General features: G+C 32.8%; 27 protein-coding genes. 6 read left to right on the plus strand and 21 right to left on the minus strand.

Annotated elements, in window-relative coordinates; all coding sequences use genetic code 11:
• Nucleotides 1-89: 89 nt before the first annotated feature.
• The 4 genes from C1Y58_RS16160 to C1Y58_RS16175 all read right to left on the minus strand — a co-directional run bounded on the left by C1Y58_RS16160 (nt 90) and on the right by C1Y58_RS16175 (nt 4,986).
• On the minus strand, nt 90-1,727 hold the full coding sequence (locus C1Y58_RS16160; protein ID WP_105617129.1) for a DUF4091 domain-containing protein: 1,638 nt from the start codon (nt 1,725-1,727) through the stop codon (nt 90-92).
• A 41-nt stretch (nt 1,728-1,768) separates the two neighbouring features.
• The gene (locus C1Y58_RS16165) at nt 1,769-2,653 is read right to left on the minus strand and encodes a carbohydrate ABC transporter permease (protein WP_105617130.1); all 885 of its coding nucleotides are present in this window, start codon (nt 2,651-2,653) and stop codon (nt 1,769-1,771) included.
• On the minus strand, nt 2,638-3,540 hold the full coding sequence (locus tag C1Y58_RS16170) for a carbohydrate ABC transporter permease (RefSeq protein WP_157950151.1): 903 nt from the start codon (nt 3,538-3,540) through the stop codon (nt 2,638-2,640). Before C1Y58_RS16170 ends, C1Y58_RS16165 begins: the two co-directional genes overlap by 16 nt.
• A gap of 75 nt (nt 3,541-3,615) precedes the next feature.
• Nucleotides 3,616-4,986 carry an ABC transporter substrate-binding protein gene (locus C1Y58_RS16175; protein WP_105617132.1) on the minus strand — a complete coding sequence of 457 codons (1,371 nt, stop codon included), beginning with the start codon at nt 4,984-4,986 and terminating at the stop codon, nt 3,616-3,618.
• Nucleotides 4,987-5,191: 205 nt separating this feature from the next.
• Here C1Y58_RS16175 and C1Y58_RS16180 point away from each other — a divergent pair, with 205 nt between their 5' ends.
• On the plus strand, nt 5,192-6,799 hold the full coding sequence (locus C1Y58_RS16180; RefSeq protein ID WP_105617133.1) for a response regulator: 1,608 nt from the start codon (nt 5,192-5,194) through the stop codon (nt 6,797-6,799).
• A gap of 9 nt (nt 6,800-6,808) precedes the next feature.
• On the plus strand, nt 6,809-9,652 hold the full coding sequence (locus tag C1Y58_RS16185; RefSeq protein ID WP_105617134.1) for a cache domain-containing sensor histidine kinase: 2,844 nt from the start codon (nt 6,809-6,811) through the stop codon (nt 9,650-9,652).
• Between the two features lie 50 nt (nt 9,653-9,702).
• Here the strand turns inward: C1Y58_RS16185 and C1Y58_RS16190 are convergent, their stop codons facing one another.
• The 3 genes from C1Y58_RS16190 to C1Y58_RS16200 are packed head-to-tail and all read right to left on the minus strand — an operon-like array spanning nt 9,703 to nt 12,602.
• The gene (locus C1Y58_RS16190; protein WP_105617135.1) at nt 9,703-10,728 is read right to left on the minus strand and encodes a Gfo/Idh/MocA family protein; all 1,026 of its coding nucleotides are present in this window, start codon (nt 10,726-10,728) and stop codon (nt 9,703-9,705) included.
• 13 nt (nt 10,729-10,741) lie between these two features.
• Complete coding sequence (locus C1Y58_RS16195; protein WP_105617136.1) at nt 10,742-11,752, minus strand: Gfo/Idh/MocA family protein; 1,011 nt, start codon at nt 11,750-11,752, stop codon at nt 10,742-10,744.
• A 31-nt stretch (nt 11,753-11,783) separates the two neighbouring features.
• Nucleotides 11,784-12,602: a sugar phosphate isomerase/epimerase family protein gene (locus C1Y58_RS16200; protein ID WP_105617137.1), complete on the minus strand. Its 819-nt coding sequence runs from the start codon at nt 12,600-12,602 to the stop codon at nt 11,784-11,786.
• Nucleotides 12,603-12,826: 224 nt separating this feature from the next.
• Here C1Y58_RS16200 and C1Y58_RS16205 point away from each other — a divergent pair, with 224 nt between their 5' ends.
• Both C1Y58_RS16205 and C1Y58_RS16210 read left to right on the plus strand, forming a co-directional pair.
• Nucleotides 12,827-13,564: an RsiV family protein gene (locus tag C1Y58_RS16205; protein WP_170311619.1), complete on the plus strand. Its 738-nt coding sequence runs from the start codon at nt 12,827-12,829 to the stop codon at nt 13,562-13,564.
• A 50-nt stretch (nt 13,565-13,614) separates the two neighbouring features.
• Nucleotides 13,615-14,781 carry an iron-containing alcohol dehydrogenase gene (locus C1Y58_RS16210; protein WP_105617139.1) on the plus strand — a complete coding sequence of 389 codons (1,167 nt, stop codon included), beginning with the start codon at nt 13,615-13,617 and terminating at the stop codon, nt 14,779-14,781.
• A 60-nt stretch (nt 14,782-14,841) separates the two neighbouring features.
• On the opposite strand, the gene C1Y58_RS16215 is transcribed toward C1Y58_RS16210, so the two are convergent.
• From C1Y58_RS16215 to C1Y58_RS16275, 13 genes are all read right to left on the minus strand, one after another.
• Entirely contained in the window at nt 14,842-15,936 is a 1,095-nt protein-coding gene (locus tag C1Y58_RS16215) for a metallophosphoesterase (RefSeq protein ID WP_105617140.1), read from the minus strand.
• Nucleotides 15,937-15,960: 24 nt separating this feature from the next.
• Nucleotides 15,961-16,602, minus strand: a complete 642-nt coding sequence (pcp, locus tag C1Y58_RS16220) for a pyroglutamyl-peptidase I (RefSeq protein ID WP_105617141.1) — start codon at nt 16,600-16,602, stop codon at nt 15,961-15,963.
• Nucleotides 16,603-16,735: 133 nt separating this feature from the next.
• A complete protein-coding gene (locus C1Y58_RS16225; RefSeq protein WP_157950152.1) occupies nt 16,736-17,218 on the minus strand; it encodes a MarR family winged helix-turn-helix transcriptional regulator in 483 nt (160 codons plus the stop codon).
• Between the two features lie 240 nt (nt 17,219-17,458).
• Complete coding sequence (locus tag C1Y58_RS16230) at nt 17,459-17,821, minus strand: MmcQ/YjbR family DNA-binding protein (RefSeq protein WP_105617143.1); 363 nt, start codon at nt 17,819-17,821, stop codon at nt 17,459-17,461.
• A 14-nt stretch (nt 17,822-17,835) separates the two neighbouring features.
• On the minus strand, nt 17,836-18,327 hold the full coding sequence (locus tag C1Y58_RS16235; protein ID WP_105617144.1) for a hypothetical protein: 492 nt from the start codon (nt 18,325-18,327) through the stop codon (nt 17,836-17,838).
• A gap of 61 nt (nt 18,328-18,388) precedes the next feature.
• Nucleotides 18,389-18,850: a MarR family winged helix-turn-helix transcriptional regulator gene (locus tag C1Y58_RS16240; RefSeq protein ID WP_105617145.1), complete on the minus strand. Its 462-nt coding sequence runs from the start codon at nt 18,848-18,850 to the stop codon at nt 18,389-18,391.
• Between the two features lie 51 nt (nt 18,851-18,901).
• The gene (locus tag C1Y58_RS16245; protein ID WP_105617146.1) at nt 18,902-19,363 is read right to left on the minus strand and encodes a glutathione peroxidase; all 462 of its coding nucleotides are present in this window, start codon (nt 19,361-19,363) and stop codon (nt 18,902-18,904) included.
• 106 nt (nt 19,364-19,469) lie between these two features.
• Complete coding sequence (locus C1Y58_RS16250) at nt 19,470-19,928, minus strand: DUF3052 domain-containing protein (protein ID WP_105617147.1); 459 nt, start codon at nt 19,926-19,928, stop codon at nt 19,470-19,472.
• 38 nt (nt 19,929-19,966) lie between these two features.
• Nucleotides 19,967-20,866, minus strand: coding sequence for a helix-turn-helix transcriptional regulator (locus C1Y58_RS16255; RefSeq protein ID WP_105617148.1), 900 nt, complete (start codon nt 20,864-20,866; stop codon nt 19,967-19,969).
• A 24-nt stretch (nt 20,867-20,890) separates the two neighbouring features.
• Nucleotides 20,891-21,514, minus strand: coding sequence for a LysE family translocator (locus C1Y58_RS16260; protein WP_105617149.1), 624 nt, complete (start codon nt 21,512-21,514; stop codon nt 20,891-20,893).
• Nucleotides 21,515-21,567: 53 nt separating this feature from the next.
• Nucleotides 21,568-22,413, minus strand: coding sequence for a MerR family transcriptional regulator (locus C1Y58_RS16265; RefSeq protein ID WP_105617150.1), 846 nt, complete (start codon nt 22,411-22,413; stop codon nt 21,568-21,570).
• A 102-nt stretch (nt 22,414-22,515) separates the two neighbouring features.
• Nucleotides 22,516-22,788 carry a hypothetical protein gene (locus C1Y58_RS16270; protein WP_105617151.1) on the minus strand — a complete coding sequence of 91 codons (273 nt, stop codon included), beginning with the start codon at nt 22,786-22,788 and terminating at the stop codon, nt 22,516-22,518.
• 208 nt (nt 22,789-22,996) lie between these two features.
• Nucleotides 22,997-23,434 carry a hypothetical protein gene (locus C1Y58_RS16275; protein ID WP_105617152.1) on the minus strand — a complete coding sequence of 146 codons (438 nt, stop codon included), beginning with the start codon at nt 23,432-23,434 and terminating at the stop codon, nt 22,997-22,999.
• A gap of 216 nt (nt 23,435-23,650) precedes the next feature.
• Between C1Y58_RS16275 and C1Y58_RS16280 the strand changes: the two genes are divergently transcribed.
• Entirely contained in the window at nt 23,651-24,124 is a 474-nt protein-coding gene (locus C1Y58_RS16280; RefSeq protein WP_105617153.1) for a DUF3221 domain-containing protein, read from the plus strand.
• 185 nt (nt 24,125-24,309) lie between these two features.
• Nucleotides 24,310-25,209, plus strand: coding sequence for a CPBP family intramembrane glutamic endopeptidase (locus C1Y58_RS16285; RefSeq protein ID WP_105617154.1), 900 nt, complete (start codon nt 24,310-24,312; stop codon nt 25,207-25,209).
• A gap of 223 nt (nt 25,210-25,432) precedes the next feature.
• Here the strand turns inward: C1Y58_RS16285 and C1Y58_RS16290 are convergent, their stop codons facing one another.
• Nucleotides 25,433-26,380 (minus strand): alpha/beta hydrolase, encoded by a 948-nt coding sequence (locus C1Y58_RS16290; protein WP_105617155.1) that lies wholly within the window; start codon nt 26,378-26,380, stop codon nt 25,433-25,435.
• Between the last annotated feature and the right edge of the window lie 135 nt (nt 26,381-26,515).

Genomic DNA, 26,515 nt, shown 5'->3' on the forward strand with positions numbered 1-26,515 from the left:
ATTCATTAATGAAAGACAATAGATCACAATGTTATTCAACTATATCACTGTCACTAATGTCTTCAATAAAATCCTTTTAGGTAATGATACTAGACTCTCATTCCATTAGATTTCTCTAATTCCTTAAGAAGCTTTATTCTCATTTGCTCAAAATTATCTATATCTGCATGGTATTGACTAAAGCTAGTTATGGTGCTACCAATTATTTCATCATATGCTTCCTTATTTTTTTCTTTCAGTACTTTCAATAATTCGTAATCCTCAGCACCCCTTCGTTGTGCTTCGAAACGCATCCCCATTAGTATTTGATCATTATAGGGATAAACCATAAAAGCATCCCCGGATGGAAATATTCCATTAAATGCCTCATTGGGTGTATTGGAGTTTTCAAACACATTAAAGCCTCTTCTTGGTTGTTGATTAAGCCCCCAATGTAAATAGCCTTCTATAGTAAATTTAGATATCCCCCAAAAGAGTAATCTTGACTTGACTAAATCAATATCTAAAAATCTGTTTAGGTGATAACCTGTTGGAACACAGCATACATAGCACCAAACCTCATCACCTAATGATTGCATTTTATTAAAGGATTCTCTAAACTCTTCATAAGTACTAGTCAGTGGTACCCATATATCAATTGCTGATTTGAATTCTGTTGATTTCACAGCTTCTACTATTTTACATGATGGAATCGCCTTTTTTAGTAGATTAGCAACTTTAAAATAATCTTCTTTTCTCTTAGCCAATACATGATCATTTTCTACATGAACATCTGGTTCATCACATATATGAAAAATCGTATTCTTTACCCAGTTGTTTTTCTCCAAAAAGTGCTTCACCTCCTGAATGAAGTCTACCATTTGGTAGAAGCCTTCATCGGATGAAATACATAATCTTTTATCAAATGAACACTTAAGTTCTTCTGTAAAAAGAGTTGGAGTCTTTTCAAGAAAAGGTCCCAATTCCATTGTCTCAAAACCCTCTTGAAAAAATATCTCTATGATAGGTTTATAGTAGGTAAAATCGAAGGTACCTTTTTCATTGAATACTTTTCTTGGGTCGAGCATGATATAAAAGTGAGTTTGCCGTAATCGTCTCATGACCTTTGCATATGCTCTTAGCTGATCATAATAAGCTTTACTCTCCAATGGCAAATCTCCGTGATATGTAGATATATTATCTAAATTAAACCAATTTGTTATTTTTAAAGTCTCATGAGGTATTTGTACATCATAGACATTAACTTCTATATGGAGACACTCTTCTTTATGAGGTGGTGTTTTATCTTTAATAATTAGCTTAATTTCACTTACCCCTGGAGTTACGTGCTCTTTTGGTTGAATCGTTATACAGATTGGAGCTATATTTTTTTTAATATACATTATATCCTTAATAGGCTTTAAGGCTTCATAGACTCTGAAAGGTGCTTTTCGCGTGCAATATTCAGGTTTTTCATACTCTTTTTCCGTAATTACAAATTGGCCATCTTGAACTTCTTTTTCTATCTCATTATAGCCAACGTAAACGTCCAACATTTCAAAGATCTCTACTTCGAAATTCGAATGCTCGTCAACTGTCACATTAATGGACTCTGCATTTGACTTCAGTAAAAGCTTAACAGACTCACACCCATTCTTTGCAGTATGGATAGCTATTTTGTTATCCAATTCCTTCATAGGCATATCTGGATATAACCACTCTTCTTTATTGGATATATAGCCAAACATGGAATCACCTAACTTTCATAATAATAATTCTGTTTTGTACACTATCCTTTTATACCACTGCCACTAATACCTTCAATAAAGTATTTCTGAGTTATGATAAACAAGATGACTGTTGGGATAATAGCTAACGAGGCCCCTGCCATCTGTAGTGAATAGTTAGCCCCAGCTTCACCTTGGAAGTACTGTAAGCCAACTGTAAGTACTTGAGTTTTCATAGTGGTAATAAATATATATGGGTTAATATAATCATTCCACGTCCATATGAATGTAAATAATATCATAGTTACTAGACCTGGTTTAGCTAATGGCATAATTATTTTATAATATATCTTGAAATGAGAGCATCCATCAATTATAGCCGCCTCTGATAAATCATTAGGTATTTTCATAAAGAATTGTCTTAGTAAGAACAAGAAAAACACATCAAAAGCTGAAGGTATAATGATGACTGCCAAAGAGTCAATCAACCCAATTGAATTATAAATGAGATAACGGGGTATAATGGTCATATCACCAGTAATCATCATCGTTGATATCAGTATAAAAAATAAGAGTTCCTTGCCTCTAAACTTCAATCGCGCAAAACTATAGGCAGCTGTGGATACAATAAAGGTTCTTAACAAGATTGTTAAGGTTACTGTAATAATACTGTTTAAATACCATATAAAATAAGTTTTGTGATGTAATAAATATTGGAAATTACCCCAATAGAGTTCATCTGGTATGATCTTTAATGGCTCAGTAAATACTTCACCTGTGTGTTTAAATGCTGCTGAAACCATAAATATAAAGGGTATGATCATCATTAGACCTATAAAAAACATTAATACAGAAAACAGAATTTTCAATATCTTCTGTAAATAAGTACTATCACTATATGCAATGTTTATTTTATCTTTCTTCAAACTACTTAATAATGTACCCATTTTTTCTGCCCCTTCCACTGAACAATTGTTATAAAAAGTATGATAACAAATAATATCATTGCCTGAGCAGATGAATAGCTGAACTTGCTATATACAAAAGCTTCATCATACATATTTTTTGCTATTACTCGAGTTGCAATACCTGGTCCACCTTGTGTTAACGCACTGATAATTGCATAGTTTTGAAAAGAGCCGATAATACTGGTTATGATTAAAAAGAAAGTGGTAGGTGAAATCATAGGTAGTGTAACATTTAAGAACCTATTCCATGCACTCGCTCCATCGATAGATGCAGATTCATACAATTCTTTTGGCACTTCTTGTAAAGCAGCTAAGAACACAATGGTTTGAAAGGCTAAATTGAGCCAAACATTGATCAGAGCAACTGTTGGAAGCGCTGTCTTTACCCCTCCTAACCACATAGGTAAATTTTCAACTCCAGCTAGGCCTAGTAGTGTATTAACAGGTCCATCATAAGGATCAAGTATAATACTCCATATCATTGCAACAGCAATAACATTGGCTACATAAGGCAAATAAATCATCGTACGTGTTAATGTTCGAAGATAAAATTTTCGATTGAGCAATAAAGCCATTATTAAAGATGAACTTATGATTCCTGTTACATAAATAATAGTAAAATAAAAACTTTTAACATAGGCGCTTAAAGCAATTTTATCCTGAAATATCTTTATATAATTTTCTAAACCAACAAACTCTAAGTTATTCATAGCGCCTAAACTATTAAAATCAAGAAAGCTTATAACAACTCCATAAATCAGTGGTAATAGATTAAATATAAAAAATCCCATGATAAATGGCATGATAAAAAGCCAACCTAAGCGCTCTTCTTGTTTATCTAGCTTATTCATTTTTCTTGACGACATAAGCATATTGTCACCTTCCTGTATTCATTTAATGGGCTTCATATAGAAGCCCATATCATTACTCTACTAATTGGTTTAATTTGCACTTTCAATAGCTGCATCAACTCTAGTCTTAATGTTATTCACTGTATCTTCTATACTTTGTTCTCCAATAAGATATAATTCACCTTCCTGTAGAACTATTTCAGAATACTCTGCTGAGGCAGTCCCTATAAATTTCTCATCTACAAAACCTAATCCATTATTAATTAGTGCATTTGTAAGATCATTTCCTGTAATAGAATCACTTGATTGTGAAGCAATATTTTCAAAATGTGCATTCAACTCATCTTCTGTCAAATCAACCCTTGCTGGAACTGCACTCTTTCTAGTATACTCTGTTTCAGCAAGATATTTAACGAGTTCAAAAGCTTCTTCTGGATGCTTAGCGTTCTTATTAATTGCATAATAATTCATGTTTCCAAAATTATTCTTTCCATCTTCATTGGCAGGAATAGCTGCAATACCATAATCCCAATCCCTTGGATAATCCCCAGGATTATTAAGTAAGTCAATATACCAACTACCTATAAAGTGCATACCAAATTGACCATTCATAAATTGATCCCAAGAATACTTCTTTGTTTTGAATTCCACCCAACTCGGTTGAATCTTATGTACATTTCCAAGATCTCCAAAGAATTGCAGCGCTTCTGCAAAAGCTGGGTCATCATAGTTACTTGCTCCATCTTCTTTATAACCACTAACTTCTTTTTGTCTAGCTAGATAGTATAAATAGCAATCATAGTCTAGCATATATGAACCATAGATACCCTTGTCTGGATTAGTTAATTTTTTTGCTGTTTCTATATATTCATCCCAAGTCCAAGAACCATCAGGATACGGTACCCCTGCTTCATCAAAAATTTTCTTATTATAAAACACTGCCCATATTGACATTTGACCTGGTAGTGAGTAAACTACATCATCATATTTAGCTAGATTTTGCCCAAAAACAGTTTCCATATCATAGCTATTTTCTTTAGCTAAATCATTTAGGGGCATTAAGAAATCTGATTGAACGTACTTATCATGGATAATCGCATTTGATAACCCAATAACATCTGTTTGGTCACCAGACATCATTGAAATATCAATTTTTTTATATATTTCATAGCCATTAGCTGGTATCACTGTATGCTCTATTTTAATACCAGTTGCCTTTTCAAAATTAGCCATTAACTCCTTAGTTTCTTCTTTTTCTGCAGCATTAGAATCTATAAATAGTGTAACAACTCTATCTTCAGCCATCTCTTCCTTCTTACTACTTTCTACAGTTTGCTGAACATCTTTTTCATCTGAAGAAGGTTGCGTATTAATCTCCTGATTACTACCACATGCAACGCAAATGCCCATCAATAATATCATTACTAGAATAAATGAAATACTTTTTTTAGTCCCTCTCATTATGACTCCTCCTCTTTTCACTTTTTATTATATCAGATAACAACTTAATACTACCAAAAAGCCAAATCACAAAGTAGGGGATATTTTTTAGATTTATCCAGATATATTAGTTTATTTGTTCAATAAGGTACATTAAGTTGGTAATATGAATCCGCCCATGTTAAAATATATACTACATTAAATTCGTTAAATAGGAGTGTTTTATATGGAAAAAAATCTATATAAATTACTTATAGTAGATGATGAATTGTTTATCCGTGATGGCTTAATGTCTTATACATGGGAGTCTTTAGGTTTTAAAGCTTTATACTCAGCGAATAATGGACAGAAAGCTCTGGATATTATTCAGAATAACCCTGTAGATGTGATCATTGCCGATATTAAAATGCCCATAATGGATGGGCTTCAATTAAGTGCAGTTATTCAGCAAGACTACCCCGATACAAAAGTTATTATTTTATCAGGTTATAAAGACTTTGAATATGCCAAAAAAGCTATAAGTACCGGAGTATATGATTACTTACTGAAACCTGTTGATTTTAACAGGCTGGAGAATATTTTCTGTTCTTTAAGAGAAGTTCTCCATGAAGAACGAAACAAAAAAAGACTTTTAACTTCATACAAAGAAAATGTAGATAATAACTTAGCTTTATTGCTTAAAGATATAATTGAAAGAGAAATCACCGATATAGATGAAATTGAAGAAAGATTGGATTTATTAGAAATAACCATGGACTATACATATTACGCTTCCATGGTTATTCAATCAATACATCTGGACTCATCAATAAAAGAAGCTTTGCAACATTATCTGCAATCCAATAGTTTAGGATTTTGTTTTAATAACTCATTTAATGGAATCATTGTTACCTTAAATTTTGATTTACCTCAGAATGTTATTTCATCCTTTAAATTCGTTATGAGCATTGCTCATGATGTAAAAAGAATAATAACTCAGCATGTGCAATCCGATACATCCACTCTAGCAATGGGAGTAGGTAATGTCTATGAAAATATATTATCACTACATGATTCCTATGAACAGGCTAGAGAAGCCATTAAGGCAAAATTTTTTAATGAAAGTGAAGAATTTTTCTTTGCTTGGAATCAGAAGTCTATGAAAAAATCAATTATTAACTATCCCTATGAGATAGAAAACGCCCTCATAAAAGCTATACTCAATGGTGACAAAGCATCGAGTAGGAACTACTTCAACGACTTTTGGAAGGATATAAATAAATACTCCCAATATATCGATTCTGAATATATTAAAAATTCATGCCTGCAGTTTATTAGTATGCTGGAAAGAAAACTCAATAAACATGGCATGACACTTAAAGATATACTTTCTCTATCACCACCATTTACTGATTTTATTAATGAAATTCATATATCATCACAACTAAAAACAAAACTTGAGAAAATGATATTAAAAATCAACCAATACATTATTGAAATGAACCAATTAGAAAAAGTCACAGTAGATCCTTCTATCCAAAAAATAAAACAATATATCTATGACCATTATAGCGATTATATTACACTTAATGAGGTTGCAGAAAAAGTTTATTTAAATCCTAACTATTTAAGTGTCTTATTTAAAAAAGAAACAGGCAAAAATTTTATAGAATTCCTGAAAGATTATCGTATCCAGAAGGCTAAAGAGTTATTGCAACAATCCAATCTTAAAATTTATGAGATAGGTAAATCAGTAGGTTATCAAAATCCTAAATACTTTACTGATACTTTTAAGAAATATACCAAACTAACACCCAACGAATACCGAAAAAAATTCAGCTCAAATGAACTGTGAGGTAAGATTATGATGAAAGAAAAAAAATTATTCAGTTTTAGTATTCATAAAAAACTTTTTTTAATTTCTACTGTTCTTACTCTATCTGTCATAATATCTTTTCATTTTCTGTCACATAAAATAGTATCTAATTCACTTATTCAGGATCATGCATCCTATGAATTGAATTCATTTACTCAAGCAGGTGAATATATACAATCAGTATTCGAAATGACTGAAGGTTACTTACAGCAGGTTTATAAAAACAAAATAATTTATCAGTATACCACTGAAAAAGATGCATATTCTGATCTTCTAGATATCAGTAAACAAATATCTATACTGGATCATGAACTCAATAATATCTTTATTCAACAAAATTATATTGATAATATTATACTTATTAATAAAAACAACTTTAGTTATTCCTATAATTGGGGCACATCAGGTCAATACCTTGGAGAAAATTTAGATTTTGATAACTTTCTGAAGCATTCTGAGTTATTAACTTCTACTAATAGAGAAGGTACACCCATCCACTATAAAAGTAAGTTGCCCAATAATTTAACTGAAAATAAGATTTATAGCCTAATTGATGATAAGATTATCTATACAAGAAGCCTAAGAGATCACGAAGGTACTCGGGTTGGACTTGTTATTGTTATTTTTAATACACATTTTATGAATGATTTTTTTTCAGATTTGCCCGACTATCAGGCTGTTGCCCTCTATGATAATAGTAATGAATTGATCTGGTCAAAGACTAATAATAATATTACTCTAGATTTTGACCAATTCAAGAGAAATACCTATTACATTGACTCTACTCAAGATAATACCTATCTATATGTTTCTCAAAAGATATGGCCCTATAATTTTACTTTAGTGAGTCAGGCCCCTTTAGAGTCAGTTTTAACCAAACAGAACGAAGTCAACACCTATACTATCCTTTATGGCTTATTATTCATTTTGTTTGTTACTGTATTTTCATACTTATACTCAAAGCGTATCTCAGCACCTTTATATAAGTTAGCCTCTAATTTTTCACAGGATTTATCTTATACATTAGCACATTTTAATGATGGTGAAGAGGATTTACATGGTCCTAGGCTTATCCCTAAACAAAATACCATTAAATATAAACTCATTACCTATTTTATTTTGAGTGTTATCATACCCAATATCCTTTACACTTCTATCATCTTTTTTACATACTATGACTATTACAAAGATCAAACCATTTTACGAACTCAAGATACCATAGAACTAGTTAAGCAAAACATCGAACATAATTTCAATAAGTATGATAGTGTTACCAGTCAAATGTGCTATTCAGATGTGATCCAAGATTATTATGATACATCAGCATCTGATCATATAGCCATTGATCAAGTGTTTACTCAAACTCAGATGATTAAACAGGACATTTTAGCACTGAATCTCTATGACGTTAAAGGTAATAACATTTATTCAAGTAATTATTACAGTCCATATTCAATCGGAATTACCTCAGAAGACTTTAAATTATTAACTTCAAAAAGTACTGGTAAGTTAGAATTAATGAATACCACCAATAATTATTTCACAACACCTGTTCTAACATTCGCTCGTACCGTCCGCAGTAAGCAAAAACATAACTTTACTGATGTCATTGGATATGGTGTATTTTATATGGATCAGACATTATTAAACAATCTATATAGCCAGAATCTTGATAATAACTCGGAATATTTTTTCATGATGGATCAAGAAGTTAATATTTTTGACCACGCCAAAAAGGCACTTACTGCTGATTTATTGAGTTCAAATGATATTTTTGAGAATAACAACCTACAAGACCCTAGGGGATTTATTACTCTACAGGATGACAATGAAGATTATCTACTTATTTATGATACAACAGATATGTTTGAATTTAAAATTATGGGCGTAATCCCTTATCATACCATCAGCAGCAAATTAGAACCAGTAGTTAATTACATTGTCATCTATATGGTCACCTTCTTTATCATCATTATTATCATATCTTCATTAATTGCCTTTAATATTACAAAACGCCTTAAATTACTTCAAGGAGCTATGAAGGATGTTGCCAAGTATGGTGATTTTACCATTCAATTGAATATAACAGGGCAAGATGAAATTTCAATTTTATCTAACCAATTTAATCATATGATCAGTAGACTTAATGAATTGATTAAAGAGAATTATCAATCTAAGATAAGAGAACAGGAGTTATTGGTTTTAGAAAAAGAAGCTCAGCTTAATGCACTGCAACAACAGATCAACCCTCATTTCTTATATAATACTCTTGAATCTATCAAATGGATGGCTTATAAGAAAGGTAATATGGATATCTGTAATATGATTAATGCACTTGGTAATTTCTTTAGAGGAAGTATTGCGAAATCCAATAATCTCATTCTATTCTCTGAAGAAATTGAACATCTTGAGAACTATTTATACATTCAAAGATTAAGGTACAGGGAAAAACTTAGTATATCATGTCATATTGAAGAAGAAGTAAAGATATGTAAAACAATAAAATTGATTTTGCAGCCACTCGTAGAGAATGCTATTAACCACGGAATTGATTCAATGGAATCTGGTGGATTAATTACAATTAATGGGTCTATTCAAGGAAATGAAGTACATATATTCATTCAAGATAATGGTACAGGTATGTCCTCTGAACGATTAAAAGAAGTGAATGATGCCTTAAAGATTGGCAAACAAGATGGCTACACTAGCATTGGACTCAAAAACGTCTATAATCGTCTTAAGTATAATTTTAATGATAATGCTAATCTCATCATTGAAAGTTCGATGGGTCATGGTACAACTGTGAAGATTATTCTACCTGCTGTGAAATAAGTATATATGTATTTGAGCTGACTTATAGATGAAGTCAGCTCTTTTATTAATTATAGATATATCTTTTTATTCTTTTTGCCACTTTCATAGATAGCACATACAATCTTTTGAATGGTTAAAGCCTCATGTCCATCAATAGTAGGCTTTCTATTTTCTCTAATGGCTTCATAGAAATCTCTAATCTGTTTATTATGACTTTGCCCCCAATAATTCTTTACATCACCATAGTGAAAGTAATCCGATGGATTGTTATTAACTACTAGCTGTCTACCATCGTTGTATTCAATAACTGCCTGATCTGCTTTCATGTGAACTATACCTTTTTCACAATGTAATTCAATGGATACATCCGAATCGTAGGTATAGTAGTTAACCGTATGAAAAGCTAAGACCGTACCATCTTTGTATTTGATAACACCTTCGGCGGCATCCTCAACTTCAATATAATCATGAGCCCTATTACTGATATGTGCATCAATGTAATCTACCGTTTTGTTAATAAACCAATTTGCTAAATCCAAGGTGTGAATAGCCTGGTCAATGATGACACCACCGCCTTCTTTATCCCAGGTACCTTTCCAATCACTCTTCTTATAGTAATCATCTGAACGATCCCATGCAAGATATAAGCGCCCAGCCTTTACGCCACCAAGCTTTCCAGAATTAAGAGCATCTTTGATAGCTTGAGATGCTGCATTATAACGTGTTTGAAAAATAACCCCTAAAGCCTTATTGTTAATTTCTGCTCTATTTAACATCTCTTTTGCATCAGATAGCTGAATTGCCATTGGCTTCTCTGTTAAAACATGTATGCCACAATCTAAAGCTTCATTGGTTATGATAGGATGGAGGTAGTGGGGTGTACAAATGTGTACGGCATCCAAAGCTTCGTGTTTAAACATTTCTTTGTAATTGGTATACCACTTACACCCAAACTCTTCAACTTTTTTCATGACTCGATCTTTCTTAATATCACAGACCGCTACCAAAGTAGTATGTTCATTTTGCATTACAGGCAGAATGTGCATAGGCGAAATATTACCACATCCAATAATACCAACCTTATATTTTGTCATTTCTCTTCCTCCATTAGCATGATAGCATTTTACCTTTTTGCTCAAGTGATTGTTTTTCCAATTCAATGAGCTCAATGGTACTCATCGTACTTTCAGTTGTAGCTATCTCACTTACCTTATCATTCAATATACAGTTAACAAATTCTTTAATTTCATTATAATAACCATCGCCATCAGATAACTCAATTTCACTTACATCCTGCTCAGTCTTCACCATAACTATGCCATCAACGAGTTCTATAGTAGCCTTTTCGAATACAACAGAGTAACCCATTGTGAACCCTTGGCTATAGATCCAACTGGCATCTGCATGAATAACAGTATTATCATAAAGAAAGTGTGCTGATATATGATTGCATCCCGCACCTTCATACTTGTTAACTCCAACCGCTGAAAGTTGATCAGGTTTACCAAAGATATGTTGGATAATGTCAACATCGTGAACATGTAAGTCCATGGCTACACCACCACTACGTTTCTCATCCATCATCCAATCATCTGACGACCATAGGGGTGGTGTGCTTCGTCGATAGAAATGTGCAGCTAAAACATTACCATATTCTTTGGAAACAACTTTTTCCTTTAGAACTTGGTACATCGGCCAAAATCTTAAGCACTGAGCTATCATCAGCTTTTTTCCAGTCATTTTGCCTGTTTTTATCATCTCTTGACAATCAGACCGTGACAAAGCCATAGGCTTTTCACTTAAAACATGTAACCCCTTCTCCATGGCTTTGATGGCTACTTCTTTATGTAAATCTGATGGTAAACATATATCAACATAATCCAAATCTTTGTGATTTAAGAGTTCCTCAATATCTTGATATAATGTATAACTGCTTAAGTCTTTCTTATTAGCATCGGATTCAAGATTACCTCGAACTGTTTTCCCTTGGAGAACCTCTTCATTTTTATCGCAAATTGCTACTAGTTTAACAGAGTAGCCTTCCTTTTCTAATTTAAGATAGTTACTATAGTGACAACTCCCCATCATACCTAATCCAATTAAGCCAACTTTAATCATTGCTATCCCTCCATTAATCTCATTGAACTAACTAAATCAATGTTTCTAGTAATTGTTTAGCATGGATAATATCCTTGATCTGCTTATCACCTTCAATTTCTCTCTCAATTGTAAGGGCACCATCATACCCAACTTCTTTCAAAGCCTCGATAAAAGCTGGGAAATTTACCTCTCCTTCTCCTAATGGTTTTTCTTCACCTAATTCTCGGCTGTTTGTTGGGTAATCACCATCTTTAGCATGAACTCCTTTAATCAACGCGCCGAAAATTCTAACGGCATCAACTGCATTAGCTTTTCCGTATAAAAGTAGATTGGCTGGATCTAAATTAATTCCCAGATTACCTGTACCTATATCATCAATGACGCGTACTAAAGTGGTTGGTGTTTCTTGCCCCGTTTCAAATAAAAATTCCTGCCCATTGGACTTACAATAATCTGCTACAGTTCGTAAAGCAGATATAACCTCTGTATAGATAGGATCATTAGGGTTTTCTGGCATAAATCCAGCATGGGTAACAATCTGATTAACACCTAGCTTTTTAGCAAAATCTGAACCATCCATAAGATTCTGCATTCTGACAAAGCGATAGGCTGTTGGAACTAGCCCTAAGGTAACTGGTCCTTCGATGAAATTCCATACTTTTGGTCCTTGCCACCCACACCAGAAAGCTGTGATGGATACCCCTGTAGTTTTCATGGCTTCCTTAACTTCTTCTGCTATTTCGTCAGTAAACATTTCAGGATCCCAACAATCTAATTGGCAATTATCCATATTGAATTCTCTCACTTTTTCGAATTCTTTCTTTACATCATTATTTTTTCTAAGGTTCACTCGTACACCTATTTTCATTCTTCTGACCTCCTTGAACATCACATTATTTATCTGATAAGTTTATTATAAACATCCACTGCACCTAAAATCTCGGCTTTTATTGCTTAATATTAGCATAATATTGCTAAGTTCTTGGGCAATGAATAATGCAAAAGAAATCAATGAAATTCACTAGTAATATATACCTTAATTATATATAATGTAATTAGAAAGAAAAAACTATCTACTTTAGGAGGATTATGTTGAATAAAACGTTCATATCCATTTTGTTTTACATAATTATCATATTTATTGCAGGACTTGCACTGAACTATTCAGATATTCAAGGTAGCACGACACAAATAATCAGCTACATTGAATCATCGATTAATTATGAAACAGAAACAGTCATAGTTGATGCCAGTTTCCCCCAATTCACTGGTTTTGACAACCCTTCTTATGAAGAAGACCTCAATAGCTCTATCAAAGGGTATATTGAACATTTGATTAGAAATTATAAACTATCAGCTGAATCATCAAAAGAAGACTTTTCCACTAAAGGTTGGGATTATACGCCTTATTCTTTAACAACGACTTTTCAGGTGTATAACACAATAGACATTTTATCCTTAGGTTTGGATATCTTATATGTTGAAAGTGGCACTCCCAAACTAGGCAGCATTTTCTTTAATATCCATCTTGATGATACACCTGAAGACCTACAAATCAATCAACTTTTTAAGGCAGAATATGATTATGCATCTATCATTAATAAAGAAATAAAGAGAAAAATGGCTGAGCAAATGGAAGATGACCAGACTATCTATTATTTTGAAGAAGATAAGCATGGATTTATAGGAATAACTGATTATCAAAAGTATTATATTAAAGATAACAGCTTATATATTGTCTTTGATAAAAATACGATTGCTCCAGGAAGTATGGGTGAAATTCAGTTTGAAATTCCATTGTCATACTTTAAAAATCAACTAGCCTTTTAATTAAAAATTTGAAAACTATTATAATGATACTTTTGAAGGAGGTCAATCATTTGAGAAATTTTGATTATGTTAACCCAACCAAAGTTATTTTCGGTAAAGAAACGATTAACCGAATTGGCAGCGAGCTTAAGCATGATGGTATCAAAAAAGTACTTATGCTATATGGTAAAAGCTCTATTTTTAATAATGGTGTTTATGATACAGTAGTTACTTCTTTTAAGGACAACAATATTGAATATATTGAATTAGGTGGTGTAAAACCTAACCCTGTTCTCAGTTTAGTAGAGGAAGCTATTGAAAAATGCAGAACTCATAATATTGAAGCTATCATTCCTGTTGGTGGTGGTAGTGTGTATGATAGCGCGAAAGCTATTGCTGCTGGTGCCATCTATGATGGACCTGTCTGGGATTTCTTTGATGGAAAAGCCCGTGTAAAAAAAGCTTTACCTATCTATGGCGTTCTTACTTTATCCGCTACAGGTTCTGAAATGAATGGAAATAGCGTTGTAACGAAAAGAGATGAAGACAAAAAATGGGCTATTTCAGGAAAAGCTCTATATCCTGCCCTATCCATCATAGATCCAACTGTACAGTTTTCATTACCTAGATCTCAAACAATCAATGGTGCAGTGGATACCATCACTCATGTTATGGAATTGTACTGTGATAAAACTCCAGCAGTGGACATTATGAAAGAGTACTCTGAAGGTATTATTCGTACCACAATGAAGCATACAGAAGTATTAATCGATCAACCAGATAATTATGATTCAAGAGCAGAATTTGCATGGTGTGCTACTCTTGCCCTTAATGGCTCAAATGGCACTGGACGAAGTGGCGGTGACTGGTCTTCTCATGTTATTGAACATGCATTAAGTGCTCTATATGATATTGCACATGGCGCAGGATTATCTATTGTTTTCCCCGCTTGGGCAAAGTACGTCTATAAAGAAGACGTGGCTACATTTGCTCGTTTTGCTGAGAAAGTATTTGCTATAACAGATGGTAGTGAAGAAGAAAAAGCATTAGCTGGTATTGAAGCTCTTAAGGACTGGTACAAGAAAATTGGAAGTCCTGTTTCTCTCAAAGAAGCTAACATACCTTATGAAGCTATTGATGCTTTAGCAGATAATGCTGCTATGAATGGACCTTTTGGCGCTATGAAAGAACTTCATCGCCAAGATATCGTAGAGATTCTAAAATTAGCAGCTAAATAAATTCAGCTTTACAAATCTATTTATAAAAATACCGTCTCTTAATTGTAGAGGCGGTATTTATTATTCATTGATCTGAGATGCCATAACCCAACCAAAATTCTCTTCAAATTTCACAAGTGCAGCTTCTCCGTATGTCTGACATAAAGCAACCTCTGTACCCAAATCTAGATTATAGAAGTTATTAACATAGGTAGTAGCTAGATGGTATTTACCATCCTTTTCTTTAAGTAAACAGCTAAAGATGGTTAATTCTTTACCGCTGCTAATGTGTCTACAACGTGTCATGATATCGCCAACCTCTATAATCTCCACATCCCAATCTGTGTAGTTTAGTAATAATGTTTCTTCAACTGGAAACTTATATTCGTTAGTAATAACCTTCTTCTCAAAGTCATTGTACTGAATATAATCATAGGAAATCTTTCCTTGACGCTTTTCTATGATAAATGCATTGAGTTCACCTGCTGATTTTACTCCTAATCCACCATCAATTGATATAATATTTTTATCATCATTAAATACAGGTACATTAGTGTAACACGTATTTCTAAGATTAGAAACTGGCCAATGACCGACAATTATTTTCTTTTCTTGCACTGGACTCCGTTCTATGAAATGGTCGTATTTTAGAAACTTAATCTCGTCCTGAATTGGATGAAATCTTAAATCGTAACCTCCATGAACAAAAATAAAATCATCAAAATGTACTATGATAGGGAGATTCTTTAAGTATGTAAAAACATCTTCATGATGATATAGCATAAAGTCATGAAGTTCATTACCAGATACAAAATCATGAACTGACTTTTGGTGACGTTTTAGTAATGATGTAATAATGGTCTCATACCTATCTAATTTCAGCCACCTAAGAAAATCGTCAGTTATTTCTGTGTTTAGTAGATGATTGGTTATAAAAGCCTCGTGATTTCCCTTAAGAATTATAGTATTAGGACACTTTTCTAATTCTCTTATGTAAGTATAGGTCTTATAACTATCTGGCCCTCTGTTAATAAAATCTCCTAATATAATAAGGTAGTCCTCATCACTTAGTTTTAACTTTTGGACCATAGCTTTAAGGTGTTTATGATGGCCATGTACATCACTCATAACAACAACTTTATAGTTATCCCTTTTATGAATTATTCTCTCATTCATGATCCCTTCCTCCTACTTCTTTTCCTAATGTGTTTCACCAACTGGCAATATAATATCTTCTTTATTGTCTATGGTTATCTTTACTGCTATCTCTAATCCTTTAACAATCATATCAAGGGACATGAAAGGCGTATTGCGTTTCATTAAGGTTTGTTCTGGTAGGAAAGGTACATGAATAAACCCTCCTCGTATATGGGTATATTTCTTCTGTATCATGTACATAAGACCATATAAGACATGGTTACATACATAGGTTCCTGCGGTATAAGATAAAGATGCAGGTATATTATTCTCAGTCAGTTCTTTCAAAATAGCCTTATTAGGTAAGTTAGAAAAATAGGCGTTTTCACCATCTTCCTTTATAGGCTCTCCCATTGGTTGTTGCCCTGCATTGTCAGGTATACGAGCTTCATTTAAATTTATACCTACTCTCTCAAGAGATAAGCCAAAACGCCCACCTGCCTGACCAACACAAATAACAATATCAGGTTGTTCTTTTTCTATGGCTTCCTCCAACACTTCTAAGGATTGATTAAATACTGTTGGTAATTCCTGCTTAACCACTTGGCAACTACCAATTTCATCTTTCATTACATTAACAGCTTCAAAGGCTGGATTAATAGCTTCTCCACCAAATGGCTCAAATCCTGTAACTAAAGCTTTCATGAAGTATCCTCCTCTCCTGAGTCTCTATGTTAACTATTCTTATCTCCTCTGTCTATCAACAAAAAATCTCTAATTTAAGTATAATAAATTATACTTAAATTAGAGATTTTTATCAACTTTAAAATTTAAAACTTTAATCTCTCTCATCCATCTTTGTTGGACATCCTTTATTACAGTGGTTACTTAAGATAGAATCTAAGATCGTTAAAGACTCCAATAGATGTTCTTTTTGAATGTTTTCTAACTCATCAAAGTACTTACCAACTTCCTGCTCAACACGATGATGGAATTGAGCATGAGCGATATAAGCATCCTCACCTTCGTCTGTTAGTTTTAAAAGCACTTCTTTTTTATTATTGGCATCTTTATACTTCTCAACAAGCCCTTTTCTTACTAACTTATTAATAATTTTAGATATAGCGCCTTTCGTTACACCCATCACATTGGCAAGTTCCGTTATGTTGAGCCCCTCTTTTTCTTCAATAGCTTTAATTGTATGAATTTCAGATGCATATAGGGTTATTCCTGTCCCATAATCTCTCGGCTGTTGATTAAGCATAGACATTCTCGTAGTAATCTTTGATAATTTATTTATTATATCAATACTCTTAACCAAACTCATCCCCCCTATTATCTATCCTTTTATTCTATTTTAATGGTTAATTTAAAGAGTTTCAAGAAAAACGTCGTAAAAAGGGTGAGACTCTTCTTTTCGAGGAGAATTGATGTGTGCTTTAAAATTGTAATTTGAATTACTCTATGTGATAGATTTAGAAAAAGAAAAACAATAAAGAAGAGATCACCCATTAATAACATGCGGGTAATCTCTCTATTTTATACATAGTAAACAACTCTTTTATTCTGCCTCATTTAATTGCTTTTGTGCTTTTTTTGTTAATGATTGAAATACAAGATTATAAGATATATCAATTAATTCTTTAATAAAATTATCGTCTAAATCACCATCTAAATAGACTGTATTCCAATGATCCTTAGCCATATGATAACCTGGTTGCACCTCTTTAAATAAAGACCGAATCTCTCCCATCTTTTCTTTAGGGTATTTCAGATTAATACTTTGCCTATCCTCTTCATGTATATTCATTAATCCAAACATCTTCCCGCCCACCTTAAACACTGGTACAGGCTCTCTAAAAGGTGTCTCAACTGTAGCACCTCTTTTAGCAAGGAAATATGTTCTTACATCTTCTTTTGTCATGATATTATTCCTCCCTAATCCATTTTATGAATATAGTTATAGAGAGTCTCGTTATTTTCTAAACACTGGGGTCCCATAATGCTCCCCTTCAAGCCGTTTAACTTCATCATACTAAAAGCTAGAGGTCCATCTTGATTTTTATCATATTGCTCTAGTCTCTTCAATAACATAAAGTTCTTCTTTGGGGATTTTCCTTCAGTCTTTATATACTTATTAGCTTGGTCCATTACTCTTTCTAGTGGCACATTGATTTCTTCCGCCTGACACTTAAACATAATTTGCTTAAAGGGTTGACCAAGATACATATATACCGTGTCTCCAACTTCAACCTTACTCGTCATAGGCCATGCTATCAAATCTTCTGTTGTAAAAGCCTCTACTACATCGTAGTACTTTACATTTGCAGGATATAGCCAATGCTTCATATCACATTTCTCCTTTGTATTAATAATCTTGGTAATAAAACGATTAACATCTATCTCCATTATACCATACTTATCTTTCACTTAAACAACTCTTGATAATGAAATAGATAATAATTAAACAACTAAATGGTTACTCATCCACTTAGCTGTTTAAACTATTGATATCTTTTATTAACTTTTTTAGATCCTCTCTTAAATGACCTAACTCCTCTGCTGTACAGCTTAGATTAAGTCCTTCCATCAGTTGTTTAGGAATATCCATTTCTTTTGTCTTTTCTTTCAGTTCTCTTCCTTGCTCTGTTAGTGTAACCATAAGAATACGTTCATCCTCTTTACTTCTGGATCGATGAAGAACTCCCAATTTCTCTAAGCGCTTTAATAGTGGTGTCAAGGTTCCTGAATCTAAGTAAAGCAACTTACCTAATTCTTTTACTGAAATTACCCCATGTTCCCAAAGCAATAACATCACTAAATATTGGGGATAGGTTAAATCTAGCTTGTTTAGAAGTGGTCTATAGGCTTTGGTAACTAGTCGTGAAGCTGCGTAAACTTGAAAGCAAAACTGGTTCTCTAATAGTAACATATCATCCCTTTTTGAGCTCATTCTCTATATCATCCCTTTTTTTGACTGAATTCTCTAATTTCTCTCTTACTATTATACCAACTTTTTAATGCTCTTTTCAAGTCGTTGTGGTGGAGTAATTGGTAAATAACGCTTAATCAAGTTACCATCTCGGTTAAATAAGAACTTTGTAAAATTCCAAGGTATTTCTTTTCCTGTCTCTTTTTCTAAATATTTAAATAGCTCATGGGCATTTTCACCTTTTACATCCACTTTCTCAAACATAGGGAACTCAACACCAAAATTTAATCTACAGAAAGATTGCACATCTTCATTTGAACCAGGCTCTTGATTTTTAAATTGATTACATGGAAAGCCTAGTATAACAAAATCCTGATCTTTATACTTCTCATAAAGCTTTTGTAATCCATCATATTGCTTAGTGAACCCACATTTACTAGCTGTATTCACAACTAATATTACTTTTCCTTTATATTTACTTAGTTGAACTTCATCACCACTTATGTCTTTAGCCTTCATATCATAGATATTCATGAAAAACACCCCTTTAAATTTTATTCAATTTAATTTTACACAATTTAATTTCTTACTATCATTATAGCGAATAAGAAGATCTTTGTCAATACAAAGACCTTCAGGCTTATTTATCAGATTTTATTTTCATCTTTCCTTCTTTAGTAGCTGCCTTTGAACGTGTCATCGTTTTAATATGATCTACATGCCTAAAGCGCATTGCAGACCAATCAGCATCTATAGCTACCATTCTAACCGCTTCAAAACCCTGATCACCTAAAATATTAGCTAGTTCATCTCTGTTACAATCACAACCTTTGTATTTTTTAGATGATTTTTTGGGATAACAAAGCCAGAATAAGCCATCTTCTCTTAAGCAAGTTACAGCATTGATACTGTCTCGTTTGAGCTGTTCTGTTGTTTTACCAAATATCTGTATAAAACCATAGGTTTCATTTTCTAGTCCTTGATGAACAGCAGCTTCAAAAGCAAGTAATGTGTCCTTATATTCTTCAGGAGAATTTAGAATAAGAACAGGTTCACTTTGATCCTTTAATTGTAACTTCTTTATAACAGCATTAGACATGTTCTATCAGCCTCTTTTCTAAATGTACTCTAATACTTTTAATCATATTTAGATAATATTTGTTTGGCTCGTTTTTGTATTTCTTGACGGACATGGTCAGGTTCTAATACTTCAACCTGATCGCCAAAACTCAGTAATGTGCTATAGATCCATTCATCCAATGGGTAAGTCACTGTGATATCAATCAAATCATCTTTTATCTTCATATCATCCAGTTCAAAATAGTCATCTAAACGATTCAAGGCTGATTTTTCGAACCTTAACTTGAGTTCTACAATCGGTCTGCTATCATAGTGAAAGGTATAGGGCTTATACACTCTATCTGAATCGCAGATTTCATCTTGAACCTCAAGATGGCGAATCCGAGATATCTTAAATAACCGAAAGTCATCTCTCAGCTTACAAAACCCGTATAAATACCATGTATTAATCTTTAACAACATGGAACCTGGTTCTACTGTTCTGATTGATGTTTCACCATTAGCATTGATATACTCAAATCTTAAAACTCTTTTAGAAGAAAGGGCATTACGGATATCCTCTAATCTTTGTTTTTGTTCTTTAGATATACCCCAAGGACTAAAATCCATCTCTACATGCCAATTCCCTTCATTCTCCTGTAAAGTCATGATCTTTTCCATAATCATTTTTAAGTTAGGGTCATCATAGGCTTTTGTAACACCTTTTAAAGAAGCTAAAAGAACTTGTATTTCATCATAGGTAAAAAAGCTTTTATCAACTTTATAAGTATCAATGATTCCATATCCACCTTGTTGACCACGCTGAGCAACAATAGGTATTCCCGCCATGCAAATGGCATCAATATCTCTTTGAATGGTTCGAATGGACACTTCAAAACGCTCTGAAAGTTCTTGGGCTGTGATCCTTTCTTTATTGAGTAATAACATCACTATAGCTAATAAACGATCTAATTTCATTATCAAAACCTACTTCTATCAAATTTAATCTAACAAAGCAATTTTCAATCCAATAATAGCAAAAATTAATGCCTTTGCCTTATTCATAATCCATGCGAACTTTTTGCTCTTACTTAATTTTTCTCCAAAATAACCTGCTAATACTGCTACTAAACTAAAAACACAAATGGCTTGAATCATAAATATTAGTCCAAGTAGTAGCATCTGCATCGTGGTATTCCCTGCTTCAGCTGTAACAAATTGGGGTAACAGCGCCAGAAAGAAAAGGGCTACTTTTGGATTAAGGATATTCATAAAGATACCTCTCTTATATAAGGCTATACTGCTTAATTTCACTGTAGCAGAATCCACTTCTAGAGAGTGTTCACCTTCTCTTAAGGCTTTATAGGCTAAATATAACAAGTAAATAGCTCCAGCATATTTAATGATATTGAATGCTAAGGCTGACGTTCTAAGAATTGCGGATATACCTAACGCTGCAGCTGTAGTATGAAGAATCAGTCCTGTACATAAACCTAAGGCTGTAGCTATTCCTGCTTTGCGTCCATTAGACATTGATTGTGTCAGTACAAAAATCAAATCTGGACCAGGTGTTATAGTTAATAATACAGCAGCGAATAAAAATCCAATGATATTACTGATTTCCATTAAATCTCTCCTTTCAATAATACTCTATTATAAAACCTCCAGTAACAGGAGAGTCAACTGTTTCTATTGATTATCTTTCTTACCGGTAATTGAATTTCTGTTAAATGCTCCCCCGAGTCTACAGAAATATATTGATCGATGATGACACGTTCCATGGCATCTCCAATTACTTCATACCCCTGCTCCTTGATATAAGTCAGTAACATTTCGTAATACCTGGGTGAATCCATATGGTCCATACCCCGGTAGTAAATCAAAGCATATTCGCCTTCTGGGAAGCTATTGATGATTTTCGTATTAACATCTTCATCTGGAATGATAAAAACAGAATTATAAGCATGACATTTTCCATCCAAAACATCTTCTAATGCTACAGTAACACCTACTTTACCAATGATAGCCACTGTAGACGACATATATTCATTTTCAATATTTCTAATAGCTAACTCTAATTGATGTATACCTTGAATATTCTTTTTAAGGCGAATAACCTGACGTTCTGGATACATGCGAATAAAGGGTTCGTCAACTCTTTCAAATTTCTTATAAAAAGTCAATTCTTCAAGTCTTTCATTAAATCTATTCATGATCATCTCTAATTCAGTCATTTTTCTACTAGTCAGTTCTTGCTGTTCTTCTAATAACTTCATGAATCTGTCTATACTTGAGTCTTCTAAGTGCTCCTTGATATCTTTTAGCGGAACCCCTAAGCTTTTTAGATAATTAATCGTATTTAATCGCTCAAATTGTTCAATGGTATAATATCGATAACGGGACTGTTCATTGACCATCGATGGCTTAAATAACCCAATCTCATCATAATAGCGTAATGTCTTTATGGACATCTTATGCAATTTTGACATTTCACCTATACTAAATACATTTGCACCAATAGACATTTTAATCACCCATTATCACTTTGCTTTTATTTAAGATTATAACATAAAAAGAACTTATAAGAGTATGGTATTGAATCAATAATCATAATGCAAGCATGTTCGTTAAGATTGATGATCAATCACAGAATCAATTGCAAAAGGTCGACTGTATCTTTCTTCAAAGGCATTATTACCTTTTAATAACTTATTCCAAGAGACATCCATTACCCCAATCTTTTTAATTAATTTCATAATTTTTAGTTTCACCCCTGCTATTTTATAAGGTTGTTTCATTTCTTTTATAATTTTCTCATCATATGTATGCGTCTTTTTATATATTTTTCCAAGTACCTCTAATTTATTGAATAGTTTTTTGGTAATAAAATTTGGCATCATATAAATATCAGCTGCACTCTCAAAATAAAATCTAAGTATCCTCCACTTAAGTACTGCGATATGTAATATTTGTTATTTTCTTTACTATCCTTTACTTAATTATACCATATATTGTGAACTACTTTTATGAAGCCTTTACAACTTGCAAGATGGAACAACTCACCTAAGTTGTTCCATCTTGCAAACAAATTTTAATATGCTTTTATATTTAGACACACACTTGTTTGTGGGAATCCACTACTTTCATTATCATACCACCATCAGGATTAAATACCTCAAGTACTAAATCAGAAACGGTTGTAACAAGACTAGCTTCAGGAGTAATAACTTCAATTCTAAATTCATGACAATCGGTAGCTATAATACTAATCTCAGCAGGAAACACTCCTTCTGTATCAAATTTAAGAGTAGATATTTTGTACTTAACTCCTTTAACAAGAGAAGTGATTCTTAGTTCATTAAAACTAATTTCATCATTTTTCTCAATATCAGCTAAATCTATTTCTGGTAAAAAAATTATCAGTTCGTTAAGACAAATTCTTTTAATTTTTGCAGGCTCTGCAATAGTATCAACTCTTTTAAAAACTATAACTTGAGAATTTTCTTCATCATTTGATTGATTGTGAAAGGTTAAGGATATTGACATTAGCAAATCACCTCCTTATCATCACTAGACTTATTCTAAACTATTGATATTACTTGTCTCATTACATTATATGGTTAGATTAATTTTGTGCTACTTTTAAACTTCAGATTTTACTTTATGAATCTTTTAAGACTAAATCGCTTAAAATATTAGTGGAACAGAATCACCCTCTTATTCGTCTAATAATTAATTGAATATACTCTTGGAGATGATTATATGAAAAAATATATGACTATACTATTCGTTTTAGCATTGTCACTTTTAATGATCGGTTGTGATACAACAGTTGAAGAACCACAAAATACTGATGATCCACAGGCTATTGAAGATATGCAAAATACCAACGATCAATCTAACGCTAAAGTATCTTCTGAAGAACCTGCAGGAGATTTAGCATTACAAGCAACCAATGAAGTCATGGCAGAAGGCGAGATCAAAGAAATTTATACTGCTGATACAGATATTACTGGGTTTTTCATAGCTGATGGAAAGACTGAAGGTATTGTGAACAAATACAACACTGCATATGTCAATATTACTGAAGAAACAAAAATCTTTAACCAAGAATCAAATGAAATTACCGTTGAAGAATTAGAAGTGGGTATGTATGTTGAGATTGTATTTTATGGTTCAATTGCTGAAAGCTATCCACCTCAAGGTAGTGCCGGTATTATTAATATTATTAAGTAAACTTATTTATATAGCGCATATGTGATAGATTTATACTATCATCTATGTGCTATTTTAATGTCCCTTTAAGAATTTCATTAAGATGTAAACTAAGAAGATGAAGAAAGTGGTATAATGATAATAATTGCATTATTATTATATTTCATTTCCTACATGGTGATAATCCAAAAAAGGAGGTATTGTCTATGTTCTATCGTGGAAAGCTTTTTGAAGAAGCAAAAAAAGCAAGGTATGTAACCAATATTTTTCTTGCCTATCTATTAGTTTTTGTTTTTATGTTTGGTAGTCAAATTCTCACTATACCTTTCTTCATAATTATTACTATACTACCAACTCAAGTTACTTCTTCGGGTATATTAGAGTTGTTTATAATGCTTATTATATCGTTCTCAATTGTGCTATTTCTTTTATTTCTCTGGGTCAAGTTAGTAGAACGTCGTCCTTTTCGGTCTATTGGCTTTAAAACTAGGAACTGGTTTCTTAAATTTTTACAGGGCTTTGGTTTAGGCTTTTTGCTCATTACTTTAGTAGTACTTTGCTTATTTCTCTTTGGTATGGTTACTATTGATACAACTATATCAGCTCCTTCATTTGACTGGTCAAGCCTAACAATTATACTACTTCTAATACCTGCTTGGTCTTTACAAAGTAGCACAGAAGAGGCTGTAGCTAGAGGTTGGCTTATGCATATTCTAGGAGCTCGTTATAAGCCTGTATTTGGTTTATTAGCATCCGCCTTAGCTTTTGGAGTACTCCACCTTTTTAATGCCCACATTAACTTTCTAGCTATTTTAAATATCATTATAGTAGGTCTATTTTTAGGTCTATTGGTTATAAAACAAGAGCATATTTGGACGGTATGTGGTATTCATGCTGCTTGGAATTGGGCTCAGGGTAACATCTATGGTTTTCAAGTCAGCGGGAATGAAGTCACCAATAGCCTCTTACATTTTAAGAGTACAGGTCCAGAATGGATTACTGGTGGCGCTTTTGGTCCTGAAGCTGGAATTGTAACCACTATTCTTTTTGTTGTAGCATCATATCTTATTTATAGGCAACTTCATACCTTCCGAGCTAGCTTATAACTTGTAAACCGCTCTTTAAAAGGCGCATAATAAATGGGGGAAGTCCATTGGGGTGGACAGCCTAAGCATATGACTGAAAAACATAATTCACTCTTTACTATATAACGAAAAAAAGGACATCTCTTTTTTATAAGATTTGTCCTTTTTTAAATTGGGCTATTTCTATTATCCGTCAGCCCCACCTTTAATAAAGATAATTATTTCAGTTTAGTGATAAACTTATTTATTCCGAGACGCTATTATTTTCTAATAATATATTAAATTGCATATCTAATAAATCTTCTAAATTATTCGGAAACCAATGTCCTAGATTATCAATAATAGTAAATTTGTGTTCAACATCGGCTTTTTCAAGCTTTTCGACAAAAATCTTCTGTTTTTCGAGAACTTCATCCTTTTCTCCAGTGATGATCGTGACATGCTTAAGTCTAGAAGATAACAGATCGACTTCACAATCGGCATGCTCATCACCTAAATCAGGGCATAGGGTTACTACTCCCTTTATAGGTAAATTAGTTTTGAAGCAAAGATCAATTGAGACTTGACCTCCCTGTGAAAATCCTCCTGTAAAAATATTCTCTGGTAAAAACCCTAGAGTTTCTTTCACAATATCTAAAACTCTGTTGATATCCTCTAAGGCCTTTTCAAAGTTATCCCAACAATATCCACTGTATGAACCTACCTGGCTAGATTGAATAAATAGATGGTGAAACTTATCTTTTATAATTTTTGAATTCCATCTTTCTTTGAAGAAAAACATATCTTCTCCCCAGCCATGTAAAGATATTAGAAGAGGCGTATCCTTCGTATAAGACTTTGGAGAATCTAAAGAATATTCTACTTGGGCAGAGTTTTGCTTTTTAAGCTTTAATACTTCAATTGTCGTTAGTAAATTCTTAAAGCGTTTTTCATATGATGGTTTATTAAACAAAGAATCATTAGGGAAAATCGGATAAAAATAACCTTTCTTTGTACCATCTTCCAATGTATTATATGCATTCTCTAAATCCCCAACGGAAGCATAACAAAGAGAAGTCCCCCAGGTTATATCATAGTTGTCTTCTGGGAAAACATTCATGTATTCCTTAAACAACTCTATAATTTCATTAAATTTATCTTGATGCCATAGATCTGTAATATGATCATCAAATTCTTTATATGTCTTAAACATATATGCATCACTCCAGTACTTTAAATTTTACAACCACTCAACTGTAGAAAAATATCTTTTTTAAGATTTCGTATCCGTTTGATGTTAGATTCTTAGCTTTAAAATAATTTTATTAATCATGATAAAGGCTCCACT

The organism is Vallitalea okinawensis, from assembly GCF_002964605.1.
Classification (GTDB): domain Bacteria; phylum Bacillota; class Clostridia; order Lachnospirales; family PQDH01; genus Vallitalea_A; species Vallitalea_A okinawensis.